The sequence below is a fragment of the Rhodococcus sp. 05-2254-2 genome (assembly GCF_002259095.1).
In the GTDB taxonomy this organism is placed as follows: domain Bacteria; phylum Actinomycetota; class Actinomycetes; order Mycobacteriales; family Mycobacteriaceae; genus Rhodococcoides.
This window is the reverse complement of the sequence record NZ_NOZJ01000001.1, coordinates 450,258-475,691: the sequence shown is the minus strand read 5'-3', so window position 1 is coordinate 475,691 and position 25,434 is coordinate 450,258. Positions and strand designations below refer to the sequence as shown.

The 25,434-nt window shown below is 65.6% G+C and carries 28 protein-coding genes and 3 tRNA genes; 10 read left to right on the top strand and 21 right to left on the bottom strand.

From position 1 onward, the window contains the following. Positions 1-51: 51 nt before the first annotated feature. The 6 genes from hadB to CH283_RS02445 all read right to left on the bottom strand — a co-directional run bounded on the left by hadB (position 52) and on the right by CH283_RS02445 (position 1,836). A complete protein-coding gene (hadB, locus tag CH283_RS02470) occupies positions 52-477 on the bottom strand; it encodes a (3R)-hydroxyacyl-ACP dehydratase subunit HadB (RefSeq protein ID WP_068046262.1) in 426 nt (141 codons plus the stop codon). Further along, complete coding sequence (gene hadA, locus CH283_RS02465) at positions 464-976, bottom strand: (3R)-hydroxyacyl-ACP dehydratase subunit HadA (protein WP_068046265.1); 513 nt, start codon at positions 974-976, stop codon at positions 464-466. Before hadA ends, hadB begins: the two co-directional genes overlap by 14 nt. A 138-nt stretch (positions 977-1,114) precedes the next feature. After that, on the bottom strand, positions 1,115-1,282 hold the full coding sequence (gene rpmG / locus CH283_RS02460; protein WP_027498281.1) for a 50S ribosomal protein L33: 168 nt from the start codon (positions 1,280-1,282) through the stop codon (positions 1,115-1,117). Between the two features lie 81 nt (positions 1,283-1,363). Further along, a tRNA-Met gene (locus tag CH283_RS02455) sits at positions 1,364-1,436 on the bottom strand. Between the two features lie 62 nt (positions 1,437-1,498). Then, positions 1,499-1,571, bottom strand: a tRNA-Thr gene (locus CH283_RS02450). A gap of 182 nt (positions 1,572-1,753) precedes the next feature. Next, positions 1,754-1,836, bottom strand: a tRNA-Tyr gene (locus CH283_RS02445). A 175-nt stretch (positions 1,837-2,011) separates the two neighbouring features. Between CH283_RS02445 and CH283_RS02440 the strand changes: the two genes are divergently transcribed. Beyond that, on the top strand, positions 2,012-2,512 hold the full coding sequence (locus tag CH283_RS02440) for a YajQ family cyclic di-GMP-binding protein (protein WP_008713817.1): 501 nt from the start codon (positions 2,012-2,014) through the stop codon (positions 2,510-2,512). Between the two features lie 137 nt (positions 2,513-2,649). Here CH283_RS02440 and htpX read toward each other — a convergent pair whose 3' ends face one another. Continuing rightward, positions 2,650-3,519, bottom strand: coding sequence for a zinc metalloprotease HtpX (gene htpX, locus CH283_RS02435; RefSeq protein WP_094641107.1), 870 nt, complete (start codon positions 3,517-3,519; stop codon positions 2,650-2,652). 89 nt (positions 3,520-3,608) lie between these two features. Next, the gene (locus CH283_RS02430) at positions 3,609-4,628 is read right to left on the bottom strand and encodes a polyprenyl synthetase family protein (protein WP_094641106.1); all 1,020 of its coding nucleotides are present in this window, start codon (positions 4,626-4,628) and stop codon (positions 3,609-3,611) included. Positions 4,629-4,816: 188 nt separating this feature from the next. Here CH283_RS02430 and CH283_RS02425 point away from each other — a divergent pair, with 188 nt between their 5' ends. Further along, positions 4,817-6,064: a geranylgeranyl reductase family protein gene (locus tag CH283_RS02425; protein ID WP_094641496.1), complete on the top strand. Its 1,248-nt coding sequence runs from the start codon at positions 4,817-4,819 to the stop codon at positions 6,062-6,064. A 6-nt stretch (positions 6,065-6,070) separates the two neighbouring features. On the opposite strand, the gene CH283_RS02420 is transcribed toward CH283_RS02425, so the two are convergent. The 4 genes from CH283_RS02420 to CH283_RS02405 all read right to left on the bottom strand — a co-directional run bounded on the left by CH283_RS02420 (position 6,071) and on the right by CH283_RS02405 (position 8,842). Continuing rightward, positions 6,071-6,766: a demethylmenaquinone methyltransferase gene (locus CH283_RS02420; protein ID WP_068046274.1), complete on the bottom strand. Its 696-nt coding sequence runs from the start codon at positions 6,764-6,766 to the stop codon at positions 6,071-6,073. Between the two features lie 14 nt (positions 6,767-6,780). Next, a complete protein-coding gene (locus tag CH283_RS02415; protein ID WP_217901082.1) occupies positions 6,781-7,920 on the bottom strand; it encodes a glycosyltransferase family 4 protein in 1,140 nt (379 codons plus the stop codon). A gap of 63 nt (positions 7,921-7,983) precedes the next feature. Continuing rightward, positions 7,984-8,409 (bottom strand): glutaredoxin domain-containing protein, encoded by a 426-nt coding sequence (locus CH283_RS02410; RefSeq protein WP_094641105.1) that lies wholly within the window; start codon positions 8,407-8,409, stop codon positions 7,984-7,986. Beyond that, positions 8,402-8,842, bottom strand: a complete 441-nt coding sequence (locus tag CH283_RS02405; protein ID WP_176460399.1) for a DUF3592 domain-containing protein — start codon at positions 8,840-8,842, stop codon at positions 8,402-8,404. The genes CH283_RS02410 and CH283_RS02405 overlap by 8 nt, the downstream gene beginning before the upstream one ends. A 55-nt stretch (positions 8,843-8,897) precedes the next feature. Here CH283_RS02405 and CH283_RS02400 point away from each other — a divergent pair, with 55 nt between their 5' ends. Beyond that, on the top strand, positions 8,898-9,401 hold the full coding sequence (locus CH283_RS02400) for a DUF2505 domain-containing protein (RefSeq protein ID WP_094641104.1): 504 nt from the start codon (positions 8,898-8,900) through the stop codon (positions 9,399-9,401). A gap of 781 nt (positions 9,402-10,182) precedes the next feature. On the opposite strand, the gene CH283_RS02390 is transcribed toward CH283_RS02400, so the two are convergent. From CH283_RS02390 to menD, 3 genes are read right to left on the bottom strand one after another with little or no spacing between them, the layout of a single operon-like run. Beyond that, positions 10,183-10,785 carry a class I SAM-dependent methyltransferase gene (locus CH283_RS02390; RefSeq protein WP_176460400.1) on the bottom strand — a complete coding sequence of 201 codons (603 nt, stop codon included), beginning with the start codon at positions 10,783-10,785 and terminating at the stop codon, positions 10,183-10,185. A gap of 37 nt (positions 10,786-10,822) precedes the next feature. Next, on the bottom strand, positions 10,823-11,302 hold the full coding sequence (locus CH283_RS02385) for a DinB family protein (protein ID WP_217901081.1): 480 nt from the start codon (positions 11,300-11,302) through the stop codon (positions 10,823-10,825). Between the two features lie 45 nt (positions 11,303-11,347). Next, positions 11,348-12,958: a 2-succinyl-5-enolpyruvyl-6-hydroxy-3-cyclohexene-1-carboxylic-acid synthase gene (gene menD, locus CH283_RS02380; RefSeq protein WP_094641101.1), complete on the bottom strand. Its 1,611-nt coding sequence runs from the start codon at positions 12,956-12,958 to the stop codon at positions 11,348-11,350. Positions 12,959-13,020: 62 nt separating this feature from the next. Between menD and CH283_RS02375 the strand changes: the two genes are divergently transcribed. The 3 genes from CH283_RS02375 to CH283_RS02365 all read left to right on the top strand — a co-directional run bounded on the left by CH283_RS02375 (position 13,021) and on the right by CH283_RS02365 (position 16,142). Beyond that, positions 13,021-13,608, top strand: coding sequence for a flavin reductase family protein (locus tag CH283_RS02375; protein WP_094641100.1), 588 nt, complete (start codon positions 13,021-13,023; stop codon positions 13,606-13,608). Further along, positions 13,605-14,669: an AbrB family transcriptional regulator gene (locus CH283_RS02370; RefSeq protein ID WP_094641099.1), complete on the top strand. Its 1,065-nt coding sequence runs from the start codon at positions 13,605-13,607 to the stop codon at positions 14,667-14,669. The genes CH283_RS02375 and CH283_RS02370 overlap by 4 nt, the downstream gene beginning before the upstream one ends. Before the next feature lie 75 nt (positions 14,670-14,744). After that, positions 14,745-16,142, top strand: coding sequence for a DUF2252 domain-containing protein (locus tag CH283_RS02365; RefSeq protein WP_068046318.1), 1,398 nt, complete (start codon positions 14,745-14,747; stop codon positions 16,140-16,142). A gap of 51 nt (positions 16,143-16,193) precedes the next feature. On the opposite strand, the gene CH283_RS02360 is transcribed toward CH283_RS02365, so the two are convergent. From CH283_RS02360 to CH283_RS02350, 3 genes are read right to left on the bottom strand one after another with little or no spacing between them, the layout of a single operon-like run. Continuing rightward, positions 16,194-16,637 (bottom strand): DUF6918 family protein, encoded by a 444-nt coding sequence (locus CH283_RS02360; RefSeq protein WP_094641098.1) that lies wholly within the window; start codon positions 16,635-16,637, stop codon positions 16,194-16,196. Between the two features lie 52 nt (positions 16,638-16,689). Next, positions 16,690-17,661, bottom strand: coding sequence for an o-succinylbenzoate synthase (locus tag CH283_RS02355; RefSeq protein WP_094641097.1), 972 nt, complete (start codon positions 17,659-17,661; stop codon positions 16,690-16,692). Further along, the gene (locus CH283_RS02350) at positions 17,658-18,290 is read right to left on the bottom strand and encodes a PaaI family thioesterase (protein ID WP_068046293.1); all 633 of its coding nucleotides are present in this window, start codon (positions 18,288-18,290) and stop codon (positions 17,658-17,660) included. Before CH283_RS02350 ends, CH283_RS02355 begins: the two co-directional genes overlap by 4 nt. A 78-nt stretch (positions 18,291-18,368) precedes the next feature. On the opposite strand from CH283_RS02350, the gene CH283_RS02345 reads away from it, so the two are divergent. Genes CH283_RS02345 through CH283_RS02335 form a run of 3 tightly spaced genes read left to right on the top strand, consistent with a single transcriptional unit; the run spans position 18,369 to position 20,818 of the window. After that, positions 18,369-19,262 carry a 1,4-dihydroxy-2-naphthoyl-CoA synthase gene (locus CH283_RS02345; protein WP_094641096.1) on the top strand — a complete coding sequence of 298 codons (894 nt, stop codon included), beginning with the start codon at positions 18,369-18,371 and terminating at the stop codon, positions 19,260-19,262. Positions 19,263-19,308: 46 nt separating this feature from the next. After that, a complete protein-coding gene (locus CH283_RS02340; protein ID WP_255183051.1) occupies positions 19,309-20,391 on the top strand; it encodes a GGDEF domain-containing protein in 1,083 nt (360 codons plus the stop codon). Positions 20,392-20,437: 46 nt separating this feature from the next. Next, positions 20,438-20,818 (top strand): VOC family protein, encoded by a 381-nt coding sequence (locus CH283_RS02335; protein ID WP_094641095.1) that lies wholly within the window; start codon positions 20,438-20,440, stop codon positions 20,816-20,818. Here CH283_RS02335 and CH283_RS02330 read toward each other — a convergent pair. Then, on the bottom strand, positions 20,815-22,098 hold the full coding sequence (locus CH283_RS02330) for a sensor domain-containing phosphodiesterase (RefSeq protein ID WP_255183050.1): 1,284 nt from the start codon (positions 22,096-22,098) through the stop codon (positions 20,815-20,817). The genes CH283_RS02335 and CH283_RS02330 overlap by 4 nt on opposite strands. A 105-nt stretch (positions 22,099-22,203) precedes the next feature. Further along, positions 22,204-23,565 (bottom strand): hypothetical protein, encoded by a 1,362-nt coding sequence (locus CH283_RS02325; protein WP_094641488.1) that lies wholly within the window; start codon positions 23,563-23,565, stop codon positions 22,204-22,206. Between the two features lie 147 nt (positions 23,566-23,712). Here CH283_RS02325 and menE point away from each other — a divergent pair, with 147 nt between their 5' ends. Then, the gene (gene menE / locus CH283_RS02320) at positions 23,713-24,801 is read left to right on the top strand and encodes an o-succinylbenzoate--CoA ligase (protein ID WP_217901087.1); all 1,089 of its coding nucleotides are present in this window, start codon (positions 23,713-23,715) and stop codon (positions 24,799-24,801) included. 223 nt (positions 24,802-25,024) lie between these two features. On the opposite strand, the gene CH283_RS02315 is transcribed toward menE, so the two are convergent. Beyond that, on the bottom strand, positions 25,025-25,399 hold the full coding sequence (locus CH283_RS02315; protein WP_094641092.1) for a nuclear transport factor 2 family protein: 375 nt from the start codon (positions 25,397-25,399) through the stop codon (positions 25,025-25,027). Positions 25,400-25,434: the final 35 nt, after the last annotated feature.

The following is a 25,434-nucleotide window of genomic DNA, read 5'->3' as shown; positions in this document are numbered from 1 at the left end:
GATAAATCCCGTCGTCCCGGCGGTGAACGACCTCCGCCGGATCGACCATGCTCAGGCCAAGCGCACCGTTGCGGTCGCTCGCCCGAAAATCTTCTTGCCTGCGGACTTCGCGACGATGGCGACGATCGCGGTTCGCTCGTCGGCGTCCACGGACTTGACCTTGCCGGTGAACTCCACCGACGCCGGGGCATCGGCCGGGACCAACACCGCACTGGTGAAGCGCACGTTGTACTCGGTGACCGCACCCGGGTCGCCGAGCCACGACGTGACGAAACCGGCACCGAGGCCCATCGTCAGCATCCCGTGCGCGATGACGTCGTCCAATCCGGCCAGCGCGACGACCTCGTCACTCCAGTGGATCGGGTTGGGATCGCCGGACACGCCTGCGTAGTTGACCAGGTCGCCGCGGGTCAGGGACACCACTCGCTCAGGCAGTTCGTCCCCGACCGATACGTCGTCGAAGTTACGAAGCGCCATGCCTGATCACTTCCTTCACCGCATGGGCGATGTTCTCGTCGATCTCCCCGCCGGTTCGCGCGACGATCGTCGTCCACGTGGTTTGCACGAGGTCGCCGTTCTGATCGGTGATGATGTTCTTGGTGGTCATGATGTCGCTGCCACCCATCTGCCGGAACGACTCGAGATACACGTCGCAGAAAATTCGATCGCCGACCTGGATCGGGCGATGGAACTCCAGTTTTTGATCGGTCTGCAGGATCTGACTCGGGTCGTAACCCGTGATGACCTCTTGCAACATGCGGGTCTGCGACATGATCCCGAGCAGGGAAACGAAGGTCAAGGGCGCGAGGAGACCGTCGTAACCGAGGCCCTTCGCTGCGTCCTCGTCGTGGTGCGCGGGATGGAAATCCTGGACGGCACGCGCATACTCACGAACCTTCTCGCGGCCGACCTCGTAGAAGTCGTCGACGCGGAAATGACAACCGACCATGGACGCCGCGTGAGCGGATGCATCCATGGCCGGTACGTCATGTGGAGCTTGTGACACGGTGGAGACCTTTTCTACCCTGGACGCAAGAGCCGTTAGGGAAGAAAATGCGACCTAACGCCGGGCGCCGAAGAAAAATCGGGAATGCGAACCAGCGAGCCGTGCAGACTAGCGGGATTCGCGGTGCGCCCGGTGCGTTCCGCAGTTGGAGCAGAACTTCTTCAGCTCGATGCGGTCGGGGTCGTTCCGACGGTTCTTCTTGGTGATGTAGTTGCGGTGCTTGCAAACCTCGCAGGCCAAGGTGATCTTGGGCCGCACATCGGTGGAGGAGGCCACTGGACGCCTACTTTCGGGTAAATCTGATCAGGGTCAATCAGGACTGTTCATGAGTGCTACTGGTCGTGCTTGCCTACTGTGTAGCGGTGACCGGACTTGAACCGGCGACGCAACGATTATGAGTCGTTTGCTCTACCAACTGAGCTACACCGCCTCAGGTGCTCACCGTCCACCATCCCACGCGGGGAACGCGACGTCGAGCCATCCAATCCAGCGAGCCCCCTAACGGAATCGAACCGTTGACCTTTTCCTTACCATGGAAACGCTCTACCGACTGAGCTAAGGGGGCGGGTGGCTACGGAACAGTCGTTCCGCAGGCTCCACTCCAGGGCACATCGAGCCGTGCGCTGAAGCCTTCAAGAGGTTACACATTCGGAGCGCCGACTACCAAATTGCGTGGTCAGCGAGCCGTTCATGTCCCTCTTCACATGGAAACCCCAGCGAGAGAAATCCTCGCCGGGGTTCCAGGTGTGGCAGATGTAGGATTCGAACCTACGTAGGCATAAGCCGACGGATTTACAGTCCGCTCCCATTGGCCGCTCGGGCAATCTGCCGTGATGCGATCGAAGCCCGTACTGCTCTTCGGCGCGGTGAGAAGAATACAACGAACGTCCCCCCGGAACGCAAACCGGGTGGATACGGTCGGTAGCGGGCCGATAAAGTCCCTGCGGGATGTGGACCGACACCACCGCCAAACCAAATTTTCGATTCGACTGGAGAGTGTGAGAAGTGGCTGATTCGTCCTTCGACGTAGTGAGCAAGGTCGACCGACAGGAAGTGGACAACGCCGTCGGACAGGCCGCGAAGGAGCTGGCGACCCGCTTCGACTTCCGCGGATCCGACACCAGCATCGAATGGTCCGGTAGCGGCGAGTCCGAGACGATCGTCATCACGTCCGAATCCGAGGAGAAGGTCAAGGCCGCCCTCGACGTGTTCAAGGAAAAGCTGATCCGACGGGACGTCTCCCTCAAGGCCTTCGAGACCAACGATCCGGCCGCGTCCGGCAAGGTCTACAAGGTCACCGGCAAGCTGGTGCAGGGCATCACGACCGAGAACGCCAAGAAGATCTCCAAGAAGATCCGCGACGACGGCCCCAAGGGCGTCAAGGCGCAGATCCAGGGCGACGAACTGCGCGTGAGCAGCAAGAAGCGCGACGACCTGCAGGCCATCCAGCAGCTGCTCAAGAACGAGGACTTCGGCATCGCGCTGCAGTTCGTCAACTACCGGTAGAGCGGCTTCTCACCTGGGTCGTTCCGCAGGCTCCACTCCTGCTCACCTGGGTCGTTCCGCAGGCTCCACTCCTGCGCCGCATGTGCACGAAACCTCGTAGTGGGCTACGAGTTTCTGCTCACATGCGGCGCAGCCGCTCAGTACGGCCGGTGGCCGGCCATCCGCTCGAGTCGCTCGATGCGGTCGGCCATCGGCGGGTGGGTGGCGAACAGCTGCCCGGCCTTGTCGCCCATGCGGAACGGATTCGCGATCATCAGATGCGACTCCGCCGCCAACCGCGGCTCGGGCGGCAGCGGTGCCAGCTGCACTCCCTGCTCGAGCTTGCGGAGTGCCGACGCCAGCGCCAACGGGTCACCGGTCAGCTCGGCCCCGGACTGGTCGGCCTGGTACTCACGCGAGCGAGAGACCGCGAGGCGCACCAGGCTGGCCGCAACGGGCCCCAGCATCGACACCAGCAGCAACGCGAGCGGGTTCGGGCCCCCGTTGCCGCGTCCGCCGAAAATGTTGGCGAAGAAGGCGAGGTTCGCCAGACCCGAGATGACCGACGCCATCGCACCGGCCACCGACGAGATCAGGATGTCGCGGTTGTAGACGTGAGAGAGCTCGTGCCCGAGCACCGCGCGCAGTTCCCGCTCGTCCAGGATCCGCAGAATGCCCTCGGTGCAGCACACCGCAGCGTTGCGGGGGTTGCGGCCGGTGGCGAACGCGTTGGGGTTGTTGGTGGGACTGACGTACAGCGCAGGCATCGGCTGATGAGCGGCCGTCGCCAGCTCACGCACAATGCGATACATCGCCGGCTGCTCGAGCTCGGTCACCGGCACCGCATGCATCGACCGCAGGGCCATATTCGCGCTGTTGAAGTACGCGTAGCCGTTGACGCCGACTGCCAACACGATGGAGCCGATGAGAATGGTCGCGTTACCGAACAGCGAACCGATGAACACGATGAGCGCCGACATCCCGACCAACAGGCCGAAAGTCTTCGCACCGTTCGCGTAACCGTTCATGACTGAAGATGCCTCCTCGTACCGGGTCTTCCTACCCGATTCAACGAAAACACCTGGACCGGCAGTTCCCGGCCCGAAGTCCGAGCCGACTACCCGACGCGCTCGACGGTGTAGTTCACCAGGCGGCCGAGGGCATCGTTGGCCGGACCCTGCGGCAACAGGGCGAGTTCTGCGTGTGCCCGCGCGGCATATTCACCGAGTGTCTTCTTTGCCGAGACCATGCCGGGTGAGCGCTGCAGCAGCTCCAGAGCCTCGGTGACCAGCGCGTCTTCGGTGACCGGACCGGCGAGGATCTCGCGCAGCCGATCGCCGTCGGCACCTTCCTCGCGCAGCGCGAAGAGCACCGGCAGAGTGTGTACGCCCTCCCGCAGGTCGGTACCGGGAGTCTTTCCGGACTGCTCGGTTGCCGAGGAGATGTCGATGATGTCGTCGGAGATCTGGAAGGCGGTACCGACGGCGTCACCGAGGCGCTCGAGGCGTCCCACATGTTCGGCGTCGCCGCCGCTGAACGTTCCGCCGAAGCGTCCGCAGGAGGCGATGAGCGATCCGGTCTTCTCCCACACGACCTTCAGGTAGTGCGCGACGGGATCGTCGGTGCTCTTGGCCCCGATGGTTTCGCGCATCTGACCGGTGACGAGTTCTGCGAAGGTCTCGGCGATGATGCGGACGGCGTCGGGTCCGAGGGTGGACACCAGACGAGACGCATGCGCGAACAAGTAGTCGCCTGCGAGGATCGCCACACTGTTGCCCCAGCGTGAGTTCGCGCTCTCGGCACCTCGACGCATCGACGCCTCGTCCATGACGTCGTCGTGATAGAGCGTCGCCAGATGAACCAGCTCGACGACCGTGGCCGCGGTGACGATCGCCGGATCGGTCGGCGACGGTCCCAGCTGACCGGTCAGCACGGTGAACAGGGGTCGGAAGCGCTTTCCGCCGGCCTTGGCCAGGTGCAGAGCGGCCTCGGTGAGGAACTCCTCACCGTCGGAGAGCTCGCTGATCATCAGTTCTTCGACGCGTGCGAGGCCGTCGGCGACGGTTCGCGCGAGCTCCGGGTCACCCAGGTCGACTCCGGCAACGACCGTTGCTACGGCAGCGTCGTCTGTACTCACGATGTTGGTCCCTGTCCTGTCGTCGACATGCCGGCGGCAGCGGCGAAGCGCCACTGCTCGCCTTCTACCGTAGTGAACCTAGCGTGCACACCGGTGGGACGGTGTCACCGACCACAGGTGACGCTTCACACGGCGTCGACCGGAGGCCCTCGCCGCACCCGTTGGTAGAAATCGGGATACTGGAACCCGTGACCTCTCCCCATCCCGCCCCACCCACCGCGACCGACATTTTGGTCGTGGGCGCGGGCCCCGCAGGATCGTCCGCTGCGGCATGGGCCGCGCGATCCGGCCGCGACGTCGTCCTGGCCGACGCGGCAGTGTTCCCCCGCGACAAGACGTGCGGCGACGGGTTGACGCCACGTGCCGTCGCCGAGCTCGATCAGCTGGGTCTGGGTGAGTGGGTGCGCGGCAAAGCGCGCAACCGAGGACTGCGACTGAGCGGATTCGGGCAGGAACTGGAACTCGAGTGGCCGAGCAAGTCCCTTCCCACCGTCGGAAGTGCAGTTCCCCGAACCGAATTGGACGACAGGATTCGCGTCGCCGCAGTCGAATCCGGGGCCGTGATGGCCGAGGGAGCGAAGGCTGTTGCCGTCACCCGAGACGGCAACTCGGTCCGCTCGGTAACCCTGCAGACCGCCGCCGGCGCACACGAGCTCTCCTGTCGCACACTGATCGTCGCCGACGGTGTCCGCTCGAACCTGGGCAAGCAACTCGGGCGGCAATGGCATCGCGACACCGCATTCGGCGTCGCCGCTCGCGCCTACATCGACTCGGGCCGAAGCAACGACGAATGGATCAGCTCGCACCTCGAATTACGTGACGCGGCAGGCACTCTGCAACCCGGCTACGGCTGGGTCTTCCCGCTGGGCGACGGAACCATCAACATCGGCGTCGGCACCCTGGCCACCGCCAAGAGGCCGGCACCCGGAGCGCTGCGGCCACTGCTCGACCTCTACACCCACCAGCGCCGCGGTGAATGGGACCTCAGCGGGGAGTTGCGCTCGGTGGCGTCGGCGCTGCTGCCGATGGGCGGCGCGGTCTCGGGAATCGCAGGCACCAACTGGGCCATCATCGGCGACGCCGCAGCCTGCGTGAACCCACTCAACGGCGAGGGCATCGACTACGGACTCGAAGGCGGCCGCATGGTCGTCGACCTGCTCGATCACCCCGACCTCACCGACGCCTGGCCGACCCTGCTGCGCGAGCACTACGGGCAGGCCTTCTCCATCGCTCGACGCCTCGCCGGACTGTTGACGGTGCCGAGATTCCTACCCGCAGCGGGACCGGTGGGCATGCGCTCACGGGCACTGATGAAAGTCGCCGTCCGCTGCATGGGTAACCTCATCACCGAAGCGGACAGCGACCTCGTCGCCCGCACGTGGCGGGCATCGGGAACCGGATCACTGAAAATCGATTCCCGGCCGCCTTTTACGTGAATCGCGTCAGGGCCGAGTTGCCTTGTGCAGAGCCACGATTCCACCGGTGAGGTTGCGCCACTGCACGTCGGTCCAGCCTGCATCGGCGATCCGCTGTGCCAGTTGCTCCTGCGTCGGCCACGCGCGGATGGACTCGGCCAGGTAGACGTAGGCATCGGGGTTACTGCTCACGGCGCGAGCGACTTTCGGCAACGCCTTCATCAGGTACTCCATGTACACCGTGCGGAACGGTCCGAACACCGGCGTGGAGAACTCCGAGACGACGAGCCTGCCACCGGGCTTGGTGACGCGGGCGATCTCGCGCAGGCCCGCGTCGAAATCGGAGACGTTGCGGAGGCCGAAGGAGATGGTGGCGGCATCGAAGCTGGCGTCGGCGTAGGGCAGCGCCATCGCGTCGCCTGCGACCATCGGAACGCCTCGCTGCAGTCCTGCCTGCAGCATGCCCTTGGAGAAATCGGTGGCCACACACCAGGCTCCGCTGAGCCCGAGTTCGACGGTCGAGACGCCGGTGCCTGCGGCGAGGTCGAGTACCCGCTCGCCAGGTTTGAGATCGAGGGCGCGCCGAGTCAGTTTGCGCCAACTCCGGTCCTGTCCGAACGACAGAACCGTGTTGGTGATGTCGTATCGACGGGCGACGCCGTCGAACATCGACGCCACCTCGTGGGGCTCTTTTGCCAGGGTTGCGCGTGATGTCTGGGCCACGAAGTCCAGACTACTCAAGCGATCTTCTGCACCCGCGGCGCTGTGATGCCTTGCACGTCGTAGTAGTGCGAGATCAGCTCGTCGCAGATGGCAGGCCAGGTGCGGTGCAGTACCGATTTGCGGGCTGCGTCGCCGAAGCGGGCGCGGGTGGTGGGTTCGGCGAGCGCTCCGACGGCACTGGGCAGCAGTTCGGTGAACTTGTCGACCGGCAGCAGATATCCGTTGCGGCAGTGCGAGACCAGATCGCGCGGGCCTCCCGCGTCGGGCCCGATGACCGGGACGCCGCTGGCGAGGGCCTCTTGCACTGCCTGGCAGAAGGTTTCGTGTTCGCCGGGGTGTACGAAGATGTCGAAACTGGCGTAGGCCCGAGCGAGTTCGTCGCCGCCGAGTTGGCCGGTGAAGATCGCTCCGGGCATCAGGGTCTGCAGTGCCGCTGTGTCGGGTCCGCCGCCGACGATCACCAGCTGGATCGACGGGTCTGCGGCCAGTACGGCGAGCCGCTCGACGTGCTTCTCCGGGGCGAGCCTGCCGACGAAGCCGACGATCAGCTTCTCGTCCGCTCCCCACCGGCTTCTGAGCGTCTGCGATGCGGCCGAGGGTGCGAACCGGACGGCGTCGACTCCCCTGGCCCACCGGTGGACGCGCGGAATGCCGTGCAACTCCAACGCGTCGACGGCCGAGGTGGACGGGGCCAGAGTACGGGCCGCGCCTCTGTGCAGTCTCCTGGTCCAGCGCCACGCGGCCTTCGAGGTGAGGCCGAGGCCGTAGCTGGCGGCGAAACCGGCGACGTCGGTCTGATAAACGGCGACCGCGGGCAGGTCCAGACGGTTGGCGGCGGCCAGCCCGCCCGCTCCGAGCAGGAACGGTGACGCCAGATGTACGACGTCGGGAGCGAAGGCGCGCATCGCCGAGACCATGCCGAGCCCGGGGACGCCGACGGGTAGCGAGCTCACTTTGGGGACCATGACGGACGGCACCCGGTGCACCGGAACGTTGTCGTGCCACGTCGCGGCTCTGGGACCGGACGGATTGTCAGGGGCGATGACGATGGCGTCGTGCCCCGTCTTGTCGAGGTGTTCGAGGACACGGATCACCGAGTGGGTGACGCCGTTCATGTTGGGCAAGAACGATTCCGCAACGATGGCTACTCGCACGATCCTCAGTGTGGGCGGCCCCGCCGTCGGCCAGGTATGGACAACGTTACGTGTGGGCCAACGTCACACGAATTGCGCGAGCACCCACGACGGATCCGGGTTGGTGCGATGTTCGGAGCCCGCGAACACCGTGGGAACCGTCTCGTTGCCGTCGTTCACCGATCGCACTCGCGCGGCCGCAGCGGGGTCCTGGCGGATGCTCGCCCACACGCCCTTCTTTCCGCGCAGCAGCAGCGCGACCCGCAACCGCAAGCAGAAGATGCATCCCGGACGCCAGTAGATCAACGGCACCGATTTCTCCGTTGCCTGATTGCGCGACGCGTCGTCGGACAGAGATCGCGGATACAGCACGGGCGTCGTCAGGACGAGAACGAACACCACGGCGAGCACCATCACCACGATCGAGGACGCAATGTTGCCGAAATTCACCAGCGCGAACCCGGCGATTGCGGCGAGCGCAGCGATGACCCACTGCTTGGCGTTACGCATTCTCGGCCTCCTTGCGACGTAACCAGAACAGCACCGGGCCGGCAATCAGCCACGTGACGACGATGACGGATCCGGCCGGAACGATCGCGACGGTAGCGTCGCGGCCCGCGACGCGAACCAACTCGACGTCCGGGTCGGCCTTGTAGTACTCGACCTCGATGCGTTGGCCCGCGACGAGATTGGTGGGGTACAGCACGCCGAGAGGGGGGTTGTGCGTCACACCGTCGGGGGTTATGAAGCTGACGGCCGAGCGCAGCTTGCCCGCGGACAGCACCTCGGCGGTGGCGGTGCCCTTGTCGGAATCGATGGTGACGTCGTTGCGCCAGGCTCCGATGACGAGCAACACGGCGAGGACAGAAATCGCGACGGCGACCACCAGCACGACCAGCCGGGCCCTGTGCAGCGTTCGGCTGCCTCTGTCGGTATCGGTCACAGCGATCAGGTTACTTCGCAGCCGACGGGACTCGGCTCGGGTAGCGTCTGGACTCATGTCGCGCAGCTTCGAGTTCACCGTCGAATCGTCCAATCCCCCCGCTGACGTGCACGCAGCACTCACCAGCGAGGACCAGTGGATGGCGCGGTTCGCCAAAGCGAAGAAGACCGACGGGTACGAGCTGACCAAGCACGACGACGGTGGCCTGACCGTCGACATCTCCGAAGAGGTCGGCACGTCCGAACTCCCCGGCTTCGTCACGAAAGTGATCAAGGGAAAGCTGATCGTCTCGCGCACCGATCACTGGGGGCCGCTCGAGGGCGACCGAGCCGAGGGGACACTGATCGGCGGCACCACCGGTTTGCCCGCGAAGGTGAACGGCACCCTGTCGTTGCGCCCCAATGGGACCGGCGCGAAACTGATCGTCAAGGGTGACTCGACCGTGAAGATCCCCATCGTGGGCGGCAAGATCGAGGACCTGATCAACAAGATGATCAAGGACATGATCGACCAGGAAACCGGCCAGACCCTCGAATGGGTTGCAGAGCAACAGGGTTAGCGAGACGTAGCTCCAGCAAGGAGAACTGCCATCGCGCGGCCCTGGGTCAGGGGCGCTCCCAGCGTGCACATTTCGCTCCACTCCGGGGCTCGGAAGCGGAGAAACCCCGGGGTCGCAAATCCGAGTGGAGCATCCGTTGCGGCAGCAATTCTCGGCGTACGACGATTTCATCTCGCTGGGACACTCGGTGCCGCAATTCTCGAATCGTGCCTACGGAACCGTTGGCTTGTCCGCCGCAGCGGGATGGCCGTACAGCTGACCACAACAGGGCGCGCGCACCTCACCGAGGCTCTTTCTGAACTTCGGACCGACGCGTGACCTCCGATACCACCGTCCGGACACAGGCTTTCGCATGACAATCGCGCCGCGGATGTGTCCAGCGGGGTCTCATCAACGTCGACGATCCGGTAGCCGGCTCGTCGGTACAACTCGATGTTTTTGTTGCTGCGCGCGCCGGTGAACAACTCGAACGCCAATTTCCCAGGTGCGGTCGATCAACCGAACCCGAACAGCACCGACAAACCGATGGCCGTCACACACGATCGATACGTTCGATTCGTCGATCCTCGACGTCACCTCGTCGAGGGTCTCGCGAAGCGGTGGGGTATCGAGGGTGTCGTTGGGAAACGCTTCCTGAACCCAGCAACAGCGTTGCAAGACAAGCAGTTCAGCCGCATCCGCCTCAATGGCAACGCGAACGGACAGCGAATCCAGCGATACAGTCACACTGCTACTGGAGCAGATCGACTCGACGATGGATGCATCGCTCGATTTATTTGTCTCAGGACACCGCTCGCCCTCGCTCGGCGAGAACCATCAGCCACTGCTGCCCACCGCGGGACATCTCGGATGCAATCGATACCGACTCCCACACACTCGGATCGAGGCGTGTGCGAACGTCCGGTTCCCGCCAGTACTTGAAGTAGCGCGGAAGATCGAGCTTCTCGTTACTCCATTCCTCGCCGTCACCTTCCTCGAGAGTGAAAGCAAGCATCCCGCCGGGACGCAATGCCGCGGCTGCCTTTGCGACAATGGCATCGAACTGAAGCGAATTCAGATGCAGGAGCACAGCGTTGGCAAAGATTCCGTCGTACATCCCACCGAAGTCGTCGGTGATGATGTCGAGCGTGCGAGCCGAGTAGCCGTCCCTCTCCATCATGTCGACGAAGGCCGCAGCCCCGTCGCTCCGCTCGACCCGAAGATCACGGCGCTCGAGCTCGGCTGCGTGCCAACCGGGTCCACTTCCGAGTTCGAGCACCAGGCCGGCATCGACCTGTGCAACGAACTCGTCGATGAACGGCTGCCACGCGCGCGTCGAATCGCGTCTCGTTCGCTGAACGTACACATCAGCCGCCGATTCGTAACTGTCAAGGGTTCTACTCACTTGTCCGCTCCTTCGTTCGGTCGACCGAGTTCTGGTTTCACGCGAGGATCTGTTCCCGAAGGATGTCGGCATGGCCGCAGTGATGTGCCAATTCCCGGAGCACCTGCAGATATACCCAGTGCACGGTACGAGGCCCGGTGTGATGGCCCGTCACGATGGCATCGAGCGCCAACGGGGCTACGACGGTTCGGGCAGTTGCGCACGCCTGTCTGTGCGCCGAGACGACGCCGGCGATGGTGTCGCCGTCCTCCAGGACGAAAGACTCCGCGGGACTGCGAACCAGGCCGAGTGCAGCCCGGGACCCACCTCCGATGCATTCCTCGAACCACACTCGCTGCATCCATGTCACATGCTTAAGCAATCCCAGAACCGTTGTGGCAGAGGGAACCAACCGTTCGCGCGCCTGCTCCTCGGTGAGACCATCGACTGTCGCATCGAGCGCCCTCCGGTAGTCCTCGACGAACGCCTCGAGCTGAGTGCGATCATCGTCCACCAGTACCTCGAAAGCACCCGTCACGGGGTCCTCCTTCACAGCGAAGTTCCGGCAGGGCAAGAACGACTTCTAGAGCCGCGCCCGAATCGCCGCGTGTAGATCTCGCAGTCCCGATCGTTCGGTCGTCACTTCCAGCACCCTGATTCCCGTGGCATGTCCGGTGAGTTCGGTTGCCAGATCGGCCAAGTCGACCAGGTGGTGCTCCACGCGGTAGGCACCGCACATCGCGCCGAGGTCCATGCCATGGGGCGTACCGAACACTCTCTCGAACACCCCCGCGTACTGCGGATCGCCCTGTTCGAGGAGCTCGAAGATGCCGCCGCCGTCGTCGTTGGCGACGACGATCGTCAGGTCTTCGGGACGCGGTTCACCGGTGCCGATCAGCAAGCCCGATGCGTCGTGCAGAAATGTCAGATCGCCGAGAAGTGCCACGGTGCGCCGCTTTCCGGCCATCGCGGCACCGATAGCCGTCGAGACGGTGCCGTCGATACCGGCCACGCCGCGGTTGGAGAGAACCTTCACGTCCGGGTTCGGAGTCGCCACCAGGGCCGCGTCGCGCACGGGGTTGGACGCTCCGAGCACCAGCTGATCTCCGGGCTGCAGCGCAGACATGACCACGTCGGCCACGTGCAGTCCCGTCGGCTTGGGGTGCTCTCGAAGTTGTTGATGCACAGCCAGTTCGGCTCTCTCGGAGAGCGCGGCGCAGCGGGTGATCCAGGCGGGGTCGGGCGCACCGGTGGTGACTGCTCGGGTACCGGTGGCCAACACGTTGCCCGAGACGTCGGGCCAGCGCGGACCGGTGGTGAGCGCGATGACGTCCACGGCCGGATCGGCCAGCAGAGCCGAGACCTGCCTGTGCAGGGTCGGCCGCCCGGTGATGACGGCCTGGCGCGGCTTCAACTGCGCAAGAGCCAAGGGATGCAACGGGATTCCGTGCAGGGGTGCGGTCGGCTCGGCGACGGTCGGCAACCCGGCCAGCTCCGGACGCACGGCACCGCCATGGCCGGACACGACCACGGTGTCGATTGTCAGATCCAGTTCGACGGGGACGTCGAGTGTCGCCTGGGTGGTCGAGGTCCACGGCAACCCGTCGGGCCGACCCTCCGGACGCGCGCCGGGGTCGCCGATCGCAGGCACCAGTGGCTCACGCAGTGGGATGTCGAAGTGCACCGGACCAGCGTTGCCGGAGCGTGCGCCGCGCGCTGCGGCGATGACGCGGGAGACGGCGCTGCGCCACTGACTGTTCTGCTTGGGGCCTTCCTCGGCGAGTCCGAGGCTGATCGTCGCGCGTACCTGAGATCCGAACAGACCGAGCTGCTCGATGGTCTGGTTCGCGCCGGTGCCGAGCATCTCGTACGGGCGGTTGGCGCTGATGACGATCAGCGGGATGCGCGCGTAGTTCGCTTCGAGAACCGCAGGCCCCAGATTGGCGACCGCGGTTCCCGACGTCATCACCACAGGAACGGGCTGACCACTGCCCAGACTCAGGCCGATGGCCAGAAAGCCCGCGGTTCGCTCGTCGATCCGCATGTGCAACCGCAGGCGACCGGCGACATCCGCCTCCTGCAGCGCGAACGCCAGCGGGGCGTTCCGCGAGCCGGGACACAACACGACGTCTCGGATCCCGCTGCGTGCCAGTTCGTCGACGACTGCGGTGGCCTGTGCGGTGGACGGATTCACAGAATCCAGAGTGTCAGATGTGTCGGTCAGCCGCCGCAACCGGGCTTTGACAGTATTGACGTGTGCGTACAGTCTTCCGGCCCGATGAGGTCTCCCCCCGCCGCTTCTACCAGCTACTGACCGCGTCGGTGGTCCCCAGGCCGATCGCATGGATCTCCACCGTCTCGGCCGACGGTGTGGCGAACCTCGCGCCGTACAGCTTCTTCACGGTGTCCTCGGTGGAACCGCCGGTCGTGCAGTTCACCTCGGTGAGCCGCAAGGACAGTCTGCGCAACATCGAGGCCACCGGCGAGTTCGTCGTCAATCTGGCGACGGCTCCGTTGGTGGATCAGGTCAACGGCAGCTCGGCGAGCTTCGATCACGGCGTCAGCGAATTCGAGGAGCTCGGGATCGAGAGCGAGCCCAGCACCGTCGTCACACCACCGCGCGTGGCGGCCGCTCCGATCGCCATCGAGGCGAGACTGCATCGCGTCGTCGAGGTCGGCAACTGCTTCGTCGTCATGGGCAACGTCGTCGCCCTGTCGGTGCGTCCCGAATATCTGGCCGAGGACGGCCTCCCCGAGTTCGACGCCATCGCCCCGCTGAGCCGGCTCGGCCGTTCCGAGTGGGGGCTGCCGCCCGAGGTTCGTGAGATCGAGCGGCCTTCTTGATTCGCTGGTCGCTGCTGGTTCTCGTCACCGTCGGCCTGACCGTCGGCGCGGACGCTCTGGGGATTCCGTCGGCAGCGCTGTTCGTCGCGCTGCTGGTGGCGGTGATCTTCGCTCTCGCAGGCTGGGCACCGACCACGGGCACCGAGCGCGCTCCGCTGCCGCGACGGCTCGGCATGGTGGCTCAGGCGGTGCTCGGTGTCGAGATCGGAACGCTGGTGCAGCGAGACACGCTCAGCTCACTGGGCGACGCCTGGTTGCCGGTGCTGCTGGCCTGCGTCGGAACGCTTCTGTTGTCCATCGCCGCGGGCGCACTGCTGGGACTGCGCAAGGACATCGATTCGCTGACCGGTGCGCTGGCACTGGTCGCGGGCGGCGCGTCGGGGCTGGTGGCCATCGCCCAGGAACTCGGCGGCGACGAACGCGTCGTGGCGGTGGTGCAGTACCTGCGGGTCGTTCTCGTCACCACCACCCTGCCGCTGGTGGCGACACTGGTGTTCCGCGCACAACCCGGTCAGTCGACGATGCTCGCCGATTCCGGAGCTCCGCTGTACGTGGACTTGGCCTTCGTTCTGGTCTGCGGCGGGGTGGGAGTGCTGCTCGCACTGGCACTCCGATTTCCCGCTCCGGCACTGTTGGGCCCGCTGATCGTCGCCACGTGCGCCGACCTTCTCGGGTTCTCGTTCGACGCCACTGTTCCCACGTTGCTGCTGTGGGCGGCGTACATCGTGATCGGGTGGCAAGCCGGTCTGCGGTTCACCGTCGCGAGCCTGAAGTCCATCTCGCGGGTGCTGCCGTCCGCGTTGCTGCTCATCATCGCCGTCACCGTCGGGTGCGCGATGTTGGGGCTGTGGTTGGCCTCGGCGACGGGCACCAGCGGATACGAGGGCTACCTCGCCACCACCCCGGGTGGGGTGTACGCAGTGTTGGCCATCGCGGCATCGACCGGTGCGAACGTGACGTTCGTCGTGGCCGCCCAGGTGATCCGAGTGTTCATGATGCTGTTCGCAGTGCCGATGGGAGCGAAGGTCGTCCAGCACTATCGGCGAGGGCGGCCCGAGTGAATCGACGCGACCCCATACGCACTCAGGTCCACCGATGTCGTCCGCACGGCCGAGGACGGATTAGTGTCATCTCACATGTCCGGCTTGGGAAAAGGTCACACGGTCGTCACCGACTCGGTAGATGTCGACAGCGCATCGTTCGCCTCGCTGCGTGCCCGTCCTCTCCCCCGCGCCGAACGCTACGAACTGGGTCGACGCCTCCGCGAGAAGGTACCGATCGCCTCCCTGGGTGACTGGACCCCACCGGCGGATCGACCCGACCCGGTCAAGCAGATCGAATACTCGCACCAGGGCCGCATCGAATGGTTGATCCCGACGCGCCTCGAGCGGATGGTCGAATCCCCTTACGGATTCCTGCGCGGCACGGCCATCGTCATGGCCCGGGACGTGGCGATGCTGCCGTCGACCGGCATCAACCCGGTCATCAGCGGCGACGCGCACCTGGGCAACTTCGGCTTCTACGCCTCCCCCGAACGCGACCTCGTCATCGACCTCAACGACTTCGACGAGGCCCACCCGGGAGCCTGGGAATGGGATCTACGACGCCTCGCCGCGAGCATCTGGGTGGCCGGGCGGCAGAACGGCCGCACCGAGGACCAGTGCCGCGACGCCGTCACCGCCTGCGTGTCCGCGTACCGAATCGAGGTGGCCAGACTTGCCGACGAGCCACTGATGTCGCGTTCGTTCCAGCGCCTGACGGCCGAGAAACTGCAGCGCGACGCCACCGAGGGTTCGCTGCGCAAGGAGATCAAACGCGCCACCAAGAAAGCGCGTCGACGCACCAGTGACCGCGTTCTGCCGCGCTTCACCGAAAAGCACGAGGGCAAGCGAAGAATCGTCGAGGAGCCGCCGATCACCACCCGCATCTCGGCGCGGGACGAGGAACTCCTCGCCGTCGGATTGGACGAGTACCTGCTCACCCTCACCCCGCACTGGCGTCGAGTGCTCGGTGGATACACGTTGATCGACGTGGCGCACCGCGTCGTCGGCGTCGGCAGCGTCGGCCTGCGGGCGTACGTGGCGTTGTTGGAGGGCACCAGCGAGGACGACGTGGTGTTCCTGCAGCTCAAGCAGGCCAGACGTTCGGTGCTCGCGCCGTACGTGCACGGCGAATCGGCCTGGCACGATCACCAGGGCCAGCGGGTCGTGGAGTACCAGCAGGATCTGCAGACCGTCAGCGATCCGCTGCTGGGCTGGACGACCATCGCCGGACGGCAGTACTACGTGCGCCAATTCCGCAACATGAAGGGAACGATCGACCTGTCGTCGATCGATGCGCCCGCTCTGGTCGACTACGCACGGGTGGTGGGCCGACTGCTGGCCAAAGGACATGCGCGCACCAGTGGCGCGTCGATGATCTCGGGTTACACCGGCGATTCCGATGCCCTCGAGGTTGCGCTGTGCCGCTTCGCGCAGCTGTACGCGGATCAGACGGAAGCCGACTGGGAGCGATTGAGCGCTACGCGCATGTGAACGGAAACTCGTAGCAGGCTACGAGTTTCCACTCACATGCGGCGAAGCCGCTCAGGCGTGCTTGGCGACCAGGTCACCCACCCGAGGCAGTGCCTCGGTGACGTTCTTCTTCGCCGAGCCACGCAGGCTGCCGTAGAACTTCTTCACGACGGACTTGTCGGTTTCCTCGATACGGGCATCGGTGACCGAGAGCAGTGCGTCGGAGGCCGCGTCGCCGTTGGCGGCCAGGTACTGACCGAACGTGCCCTGCGGGGCAGCGTTGTACGACTGCCAGAACGGGTCGAGCTTGTCGACGAAATCGGGCCACAGAGCCGAGACCGCGTTGTCGATGTACGACGGCCCGACCTTCTTCACCGCGCCGTATCCCCCCTTGACCGCGAGCCCGCTCGCACCCTTCTTGTCTGCGACCTCGGCGTCGATCAGAGCCAGGACATCGGCGCGCAGCGCGTCGGCCTTCGACTCGTCGAGCAGTGAATCCTTGAGTGCAGCAACCACTTCGAAGTTCCTCCCAGATGTGTCAGCGGCCCCACGCGGACCGGGCGCAAGACTACCGCAGAAGCGCGTGGCAGCGCCGAACTCGATCGATCCACCACTGCGTGCGATCAGCGTCCGCATCGAGCTCGATCAGGGCCTCGGCGTCGGGTTCGAGGCTGCCGACCGGATACGTTCCGTCGATCACCTCGGGTGCGGCTGCGACGTCTCGAACGAACAGTGCGCCCGTCCCCAGACCGCAGGCGAATTCGAGATGTGGCAGCGCAGCAGCTGCGGCCAAACCGGCCGAGATACCGACGGCCGAATCGAGCGCACTCGACACCACCACCGGCACGCCGTACTCCCCCAGTTCGCCTGCGAGCTCGAGCAGCGCCCGCATTCCACCGAGCGGAGCGACCTTGAGCACCGCGACGTCGGCTCCGCCTGCGCGGACGACCTTCATCGGATCCTCGGCCCGGCGAATGCTCTCGTCGGCAGCGATCCGCACCCCGCGCACCCGACGCCTCACTTCGACCAACTCCGGCACCGACGCGCACGGTTGCTCGGCGTACTCGAGTGGACCGTCGGCGGTCAGGGCGACGAGAGCCGCAACCGCCTCGTCGACGCTCCAACCCCCGTTGGCGTCGACCCGTACCCGCGGAACCAGCTCGCGCACCGCGCGCACCCGTGCGACGTCGTCGGCGAGGGTCTGCCCCTTCTCGGCTACCTTGACCTTCGCCGTCTCGGCCCCGGGGAACCGGCTCAGCACCGACGCCACGTCCGAAGCCGCTACCGCCGGGACCGTCGCGTTCACCGGGATGCGTCGGCGCAGCGGACTCGGCGGGCCGTCCCACGCGGCTTCGATCGCCGACGCCAACCACGGGGCCGATTCCGCGTCGTCGTACTCGGGAAACGGTGAGAATTCACCCCACCCGGCGGGCCCGCGCATCAACATCACCTCACGGATGGTGATGCCACGGAACTTGGTGCGCATCGGCAGCGAGAGCACGTGTGCACCGTCGAGCACATCGCCGATCGGGGGAATCATTGCTGCCCCGGGAGCAACTGCACCATCAACGCCTCGCAGTCGGCCAGCAGGTTGCCGTCCAGATCGGTCAGCCGAGCGTTGATGAACGTCTTGCGTCCCTCGACCCGATCCACCGCACCCTCGACGACCAGCTCGGTATCGAGCGGCGTCACCTTGCGGTAGTTGATGTGCAGATACGCCGTCCGGCTGATGGGCCTGCCGTAGGCGTGCTGGATGAGGCCGAAGAGGTCGTCGAACAGCAGCGGCAGGGTGCCGCCGTGCGCTGCGGAGTTTCCCCCGAGATGGAAACGACGGAACATGCCCCGACTGCGGACGCCGTCGGCGTCGATCTTCTCGATGATCCACGGCATCAACAGCAGCGAGCCTCGACCCGGCAGACGCGGAACGCGCCCGGCGGTCTGGCGGCCCTCGGCCACCACGTGCGGGGTCAGCAACTCGATCAGTTCACGGGCTTTGTCTGCCGCCGCCTGGGTGACCTCGGCCGGCAACGAGGTCGATACCGCGAGGTCCTGCACCGTGCGCAGCGCCTCGAGCAGCTGCCCGTACTCCGGGCCCACCTTCGCAGGCACGAAACGCGGGAAGCCTCCGTGGTGGTCGTAATCGCGGTCCAGTTCGATCGGGTCGGTCATGACTGCACGCTAGCTGCACCGACCGGTCGGCACGGACCCAGCCCTGATCCGGCGTCGGCCCGCACTAAGCTGACGCCCGTGACCTTCACCCCAGCACTGTGGCGTCCCGTTCCCGGCTTCGAGGACCTGACCGACATCACGTATCACCGGCACGTGTCCGACGCGACCGTCCGGGTCGCGTTCGATCGTCCCGAGATTCGCAACGCGTTTCGGCCGCACACCGTCGACGAGCTCTTCCGAGCGCTCGAACATGCTCGGGTGAGCTCCGATGTGGGGACCGTTCTGCTCACCGGCAACGGGCCGAGCAGCAAGGACGGCGGATGGGCCTTCTGCTCCGGCGGTGACCAGCGCATTCGCGGACGCAGCGGCTACCAGTACGCAGACGGAGAGAGCGCCGACACCGTCGACAAGGCCCGCGCCGGGCGCCTGCACATCCTCGAGGTGCAGCGCCTCATCCGCTTCATGCCCAAGGTGGTCATCTGCTTGGTCAACGGCTGGGCAGCGGGCGGCGGCCACAGCTTGCACGTGGTGTGCGATCTGACCCTCGCGAGCCGCGAGCATGCCCGGTTCAAGCAGACCGACGCGGACGTCGGCAGCTTCGACGGTGGTTACGGCAGTGCGTATTTGGCCAAGATGGTCGGTCAGAAGTTCGCCCGGGAGATATTCTTTCTCGGCGAGACGTACTCGGCCGAGGAGATGCACCGTATGGGCGCAGTGAACAAGGTGGTCGATCACTCAGAGCTAGAGAACACGGCAATCGAGTGGGCTGCGAAGATCAACGCGAAATCACCTCAGGCACAACGAATGCTGAAGTACGCCTTCAATTTGCAGGACGACGGCCTGGTGGGTCAGCAACTGTTCGCCGGTGAAGCGACCCGAATGGCGTACATGACCGACGAGGCCGTGGAAGGGCGCGACTCCTTCCTGGAAAAGCGCGAGCCCGACTGGTCTCCTTTCCCCCGATACTTCTGACCCACTGGTGATTTCGACGTCGCACCGCCGAAACCACCACAGTGCTGTGGGCGCTCTACGCGCCTGGTTCACCCAGCCCTACGACTACCGCTGGATGGCGGACTTCCAGAACTCCCGGCCCGCCGGAAAGATCGTCCGGTGGGTGATGGCATTCCTGACGCTCAACTTCGGCGTGCTGGCGGCGGTGTCACTGTTCTCGGAGGACACTTCACGCAGCCCGGTCGCCGTCACCTGGAAAGTATGTCTGGTGGTCATGGTCGTGGCCGTCAGCGCGGCGTGGATCACCAGACCGTTTCCCGGCCGAGTCGGGGTGGTGGCGTTCGCAGTCTTCGCCGACCTCGGAACGGCGTCGGCGATAGCGATCAACCCACTCGCGGACGCGCTCCTGACCTGCACGCTGTTCGCGGTGATCGGGACGTTCTGCACGTTCTGCCTCAGTCCACGCTGGCTGCTCGCGCACCTGGTGTTCGCGGTGGCGTGCACCCTCGTCGCCGCGGCGGCCACGCACTCCGGTGGGGAGATCGACACCGCCTCACTGATCTTCCGGACGCACGTCGTACTGCTCGCGATCGCAGGCGTTCCGCTGGTGTCGCATCTGCTCATCACCATGTTGACCGACGATGCCCGCAATTCGTTGCTCGATCCGCTCACCGGTCTGCGCAATCGTCGTGGTCTCGACGCGGCCATCGACGAGGTGTGGCCACTGGGCCGAGAGAAGGATCAGTGCTCCGCGGCGGTGATGATCGACATCGACCGCTTCAAATCCGTCAACGACATGTACGGGCACGAGGAAGGCGACGCGGTCATCGTGCGGGTCGCCGAGCGCCTGCGAGCACACCTGGGCGACTACGGCGTGATCGCGCGCACCGGCGGCGAGGAGTATCTCGCCGTCGTGTCGACGTCACGACTGCACATCGATGCACTGGTCCACGGAGTACGCCGAGCGCTTCGCGATCCCGAGGATCCCATCGCGGTGACGGTCAGTGTGGGGGCCGCGATTCTGCACGCGGATTCGCCCGTGTGGGACCAGAACCTCGACATCGTGACGCGGGCAACGCAGGTCGCGGACTCGATGATGTACGAGGCGAAGGCCGCGGGCGGCAACCGAATCGCGACGACCGAACTGTGAGAGAGACAGGAGTGGAGCCTGCGGGTGATCGTGGTATCCATGCGGGGTGGACATACTCGCTTCTCGGACAATTCTTCGGCCGGTCGACTACGAGAGGACTCTCGAGTTCTACCGTGACGGTCTCTCGTTGGCGGTGTGTCGCGAATACCCCGGTGGGACGGTGTTCTTCGCGGGGCAAGGGCTGATCGAGGTCGCAGCGCACCATCGCGGTGACGAATCGGGGTCGTTCTCCGGTGCCCTGTGGCTGCAGGTACGCGATATCGGTTCTGCTACAGAGGAATTGACCGCAGGCGGCATCGAGATCGTCCGTGAGGCGCGAACCGAGCCGTGGGGTCTGGTCGAGATGTGGATCGAGGATCCGGACGGGATTCCCATCGTGCTGGTGCAGATTCCACAGGATCACCCGTTGCGTAAGGACAACCGCTAGCGGTCTTTCACGCCGTCGGCGATCGTGCGAAGCACTGCCGTTGCCGACTGCGGCCGCGACCACAGATATCCCTGCGCCAACGTGCAACCGAGTTCGAGGGCCGCTTCGGCTTGTTCGCGACTTTCGATGCCTTCGACGATCATCGTCAGATCGAGATCCTTCGCCACTCCGGCCAACGACCTGATCATGGCGCGTCCGGCCACGGTGTCGACGAACCTCGTCAGGTGCCCGTCTATCTTGATGCCGTCGGGCTGCAGCGTCACCAGTCGTTCGAGCGAAGACCAGCCCGAGCCGAAATCGTCGAGCAACACCCGGAAGCCGAGCCGGTGCACGTCGTCGATATGCCTGCGCAGCAGCGGCCCCGGCGTCACGGCAGTGGTCTCGGTGAGCTCGAGCGAGATCGACGACGGCGACACCCCGGAGGACGCGATGGCACGCTGCAGCTGACTGACGCCGTCGGGATGGGCGAGGTGGCGTCCGGAAATATTGACGGTCAGTCGCAGGTCCGGACGATGGACGTGCCACTTCTTCATTTCGGCAGCGGCCTGGGTGAGCACGCTGAGGTCGACGTCGATGATCAGTTCGCTGGCCTCGGCGAACGGTACGAAATCCGCCGGCACCACCATCCCCCTGGTGGGGTGGTGCCACCGCGCCAATGCCTCGAAGCCGACGATCTCCTCGGTGCGCAAGTCCACGATCGATTGGAACCAGGGCACGATGTGACCGTCGGCGATGGAGTCGGCGATGTCGTTGTCGCTGCCCAGCCGGATGACGCCGGATCCGACGCGGCGATGCAGATCGAGCTGCTCCTCGAGCACCGACGCGAACTGTTCGAGTTCCTGCATCTGCTCACCGGAGAGCGGACGGGGCGTGCGATCGAGCAGGCAGAGGGTGCCGATGACCAGGCCCTCTCGCCCGCGCAGCGGAACCGACGCGTACGACGCGATGCCGTTCTCGTCGAGAATGGCGCGCTGCCGAGTGGTGGCGTGCACGCGACCGTGCGCCACGACTGAAGGTTCGCCGGAACGCACCACGTCGTCGCACAGGGTGTCGGCTCGCACGACGGTGGACACCGGCGGTCCACCGATGTTGACCAGCGTGTACTGAGTGTCTTCGTCGAGCACGTTGAGCTGTGCGATGGCGAATCCGACGCTGCGTGCGGCGAATTCGACCGTCGATCGCAGAGCAGGCGTCGTCGCCTCGAAATCGAGGTAGCGACGGGCGGAGTCGCTCTGCCGGCGAGACTGGGAGCGCGCGGGGTCCGCGACCTCACCGTCCACCGGCATCACCTCGCAACGACCAGCCGGGCCCGTTCTGGAACCGGATCCAGGCGAGTTTAACCGTGCCGGATCTGCAGTTTCGACCGATAGCCCAACCTGGAGCGGTCACAACGACGGATAGCGCGTGTGCAGCAGCCTATGCCGCAGCACCGCTGCGGCGAGTCGCTTGCCTTCCTCGGTCGCCACCGAACCGGACGGCTCCGGTCCCGAAACACCCGGTCCCGACGCACCCGGTTCCGTCGGCTCGAACGCTCCGAGGGCACCCAGTTCGGCGATCAGGGTCCGCGCCAGCGGCTCGGCGTGCTCGGCAGCGGGCTCCTCACCGGAATGGGTCCACCCTTCGGCTCGCAGCAGACGCGCGAGGTCGTCTGCTGTCGCGTCCACGTCGGTCACCTCGTGACCGACGATCATCCGTGCCAGAACCACCTCCGCGGCAATCGTGTCCGGGTGATATTCGGTGCCGACGATGCCTGCGGTGAGCACGCGCCAGAGCCCGTCGGAGCTGAGCTGCCGTGTACGTGCCGTCGGCACCAACCGCCCGGCGGAACGACGCAGCAGACGCACCCTCATCAGGAGGCGTCGGACAGTCAGTACTTTCTCCGTGTCGAGTTCGCGGCCGATGTGCAGGGGACGTTCGGCCGGAGGAAACACCGTGGTCGCAATGGTCGCCACCAGCTCGTCCGGCAGATACCCGGCGTCGGTCAATCCGACACCGTCGCCGATGCATCCGATGAAGCTTTCCAGCCTGCGCACGCAGCCGTACACGGGCTGGGCGGCCTCGTGCAGCGTCTCGCGCAGCCCCAGATAGAGCTCGGCCCGCGGTGCGCTGTAGTTGCTCCACAGGTCGATGCGGTGGTCGAGAAGCTGCTCGAGCAGGACGGCCTCGGAGTCGTCCTTGCCTCGATCGGACGTCAGCACAGCATCGGTGACGCCGCGTCGGCGCATGGCCTGCGCGTTGGTGCCGAGCGGTCGCCCACCGGGCTTGGACGGCTCGAACTCACCGGCGATGGTCGCGACTTCCAATGTCTCGCCGATCTTCTCGACGATGGCCCGCTCGACGCCGGTCGGAGCGTCCTGCCAGGTGACGAGATCGGTATCGACGGCACCGATACCCGATTGTTCGGTGGCGGCGCGGTAGTGCTGCAACCACACGGCATCGTCGGAGATCCGCACGAGTTCCTCGGTGACGCCGCTCCGAGCGATCTCCGCGTATCCGACGCGTCCGAGGCGGTCGAGTAGGTCGCCGAGCGCACGGGCGATATCGACCGCACGATCGGGCCCCTCGGCCGCGTGGCGCAGATACACCCACAGGTAGGTCTGCACGGAATGTTGAGTCGGGCCCGCGGGCGGAGACACCTCGACCAGACCGTCCCACCCCAGGCGCGCATCGGCGGCGAGCGCGGGATCGACGGAATCGAAGTACGACAGAGCTGCCCACACCGCGTCGTCCATGCCCGATCCCTTCACGATGTTCCACTGTTCCACAGCAACTCGACGTCGGGTGACAACCGCCGGGCCGACAGGTGCGCCCGCCCTGGTTCGAGCCCGGCGACTAGCCTCGAGTCCGTGCTCGAGAGCGTATCCATTCCGACGGGACCGGCAGCGGCGAACATCATGCCGCGGCTGAGCCGCATGCTCGCCGGCGACGGCCCGGCCCTGCTTCCCGTGCCGGCCGACGATCCGCGTGAGACCGAGCGCCTGCACGACGCCTTGGCACCGGGAACACCCATCGACGACGGCGTCGCACTGGTCGTCGCGACCTCCGGAACGACGGGCATTCCCAAGGGAGCGATGCTGTCGGCCGCTGCGCTGGTGGCCTCGGCAACGGCCACCGAGGAGCGGCTCGGCGGACCGGGGTCGTGGCTGCTGGCGCTGCCCGCACACCACATCGCCGGAATGCAGGTGCTGCTACGCAGTGTGCTGGCCGGAACCTCGCCCGTCATCATGGACGTGTCGACAGGTTTCGATCCCACCGCTCTGATCGACGCGATCGGCCGGATGTCGGGGCCCCTGCGCTACACGTCACTGGTTCCAGGGCAGTTGGTGAAGGCATTCGAGATCCCCGAGGCCGTGGCTGCGTTGGCCTCGCTCGATGCTGTGTTGTTGGGCGGGGCGGCAACACCGGTTCCGTTGCGACAGAAGGCACACGACGCGGGAATCCGATCGGTGCGGACCTACGGAATGAGCGAAACAGCCGGCGGCTGCGTGTACGACGGAGTTGCACTGCGCAACACGGTGGTTCGCATCGACGACGGCAGGGTCGTGTTGGGTGGAAAAACCTTGGCCTCGGGATACCGCGGACTGCCCGACCACCCGGCCTTCGCCGAACCGGGATGGTTCCGCACCGACGACGCCGGAACCATCGTCGACGGAGTGCTGAGCATCTCGGGGCGACTCGACGAGGCAATCTCGACCGGCGGTTTGACCGTCGTGCCGCAGGTCGTCGAGGCTGCGCTGGCCACCCACCCCGCGGTGCTCGAATGCGCCGTCGTGGGACTGCCCGACGAGCGCCTGGGCCAGAAAGTGGTGGTCGCGGTAGTGGCCCGCGCCCCGGTGACATTGGCGGACTTGCGCTCCCACGTCGCCGCTTCACTGGACATCACTGCGGCACCCCGAGAATTGTTCCTCCTCGACTCACTGCCAACACGAGGGCCGGGAAAACTGAATCGGGCGAAACTGCGAACGGTGCTCGAAAAACGCTGAGCGACTAGGGATTTCGCCCGAGCGCAGCGGTCTCGAGTTGAGCACTGCGGTTCCGGATTGAGCGCAGCGGTTCGGATCGTGCGCAGCGGTTCCGGGTTGAGCGCAGCGGTTCCGGATTGAGCGCAAATGCGCGCGCGTTTGTCAGGTGCGCGCGGACTGGTCAGCGGACAGGTGGCGACACTGCGCGCATTCAGCAAACGCGCGCGCATTTGCGCAGGAATGGTCACTCGAGCGGCGTGCCTTGATGGTGCACCAACTCCCAACCGGTGTTCGTGCGTCGCCACAGCGAGGTTCTGCGAGCTCGCGCATCGGGTGTTCTCGAAACCCACTGCAGCAGAACACAATCTGCACCGATCACCCGCCCGATCGGTTCGATCACCTCGATCTCGACGGAGCTTTCGCTGCCGAGCAAGTCGAGTATCGACGACTTGTCCCACACCGTTCCCGAGGCTCCGACTTCGGTGAAGTCGTCGGCGAGCAGGAGGGCAAGCCTCTCGCGATCGCGTCGACACTCCGCAGTCTGCAGCTCTCGTTCCAGCGCGAGAACTGTCGACAGATCTTTGTCAGCGCTGGATCGACCGGCAGAGGCAGGCGGCATTGCTGCACTGTCTCACGCACGAACGCCTCACGCAC

Coding starts and splice junctions, on each gene's coding strand:
- hadB (WP_068046262.1), bottom strand. CDS start 477: ATGGCGCTTCGTAACTTCGACGACGTATCGGTCGGGGACGAACTGCCT.
- hadA (WP_068046265.1), bottom strand. CDS start 976: ATGGATGCATCCGCTCACGCGGCGTCCATGGTCGGTTGTCATTTCCGC.
- htpX (WP_094641107.1), bottom strand. CDS start 3,519: ATGAACGGTTACGCGAACGGTGCGAAGACTTTCGGCCTGTTGGTCGGG.
- CH283_RS02410 (WP_094641105.1), bottom strand. CDS start 8,409: ATGCGTAACGCCAAGCAGTGGGTCATCGCTGCGCTCGCCGCAATCGCC.
- CH283_RS02400 (WP_094641104.1), top strand. CDS start 8,898: ATGTCGCGCAGCTTCGAGTTCACCGTCGAATCGTCCAATCCCCCCGCT.
- CH283_RS02365 (WP_068046318.1), top strand. CDS start 14,745: ATGTCCGGCTTGGGAAAAGGTCACACGGTCGTCACCGACTCGGTAGAT.
- CH283_RS02355 (WP_094641097.1), bottom strand. CDS start 17,661: ATGATTCCCCCGATCGGCGATGTGCTCGACGGTGCACACGTGCTCTCG.
- CH283_RS02350 (WP_068046293.1), bottom strand. CDS start 18,290: ATGACCGACCCGATCGAACTGGACCGCGATTACGACCACCACGGAGGC.
- menE (WP_217901087.1), top strand. CDS start 23,713: ATGCCGCGGCTGAGCCGCATGCTCGCCGGCGACGGCCCGGCCCTGCTT.
- CH283_RS02315 (WP_094641092.1), bottom strand. CDS start 25,399: ATGCCGCCTGCCTCTGCCGGTCGATCCAGCGCTGACAAAGATCTGTCG.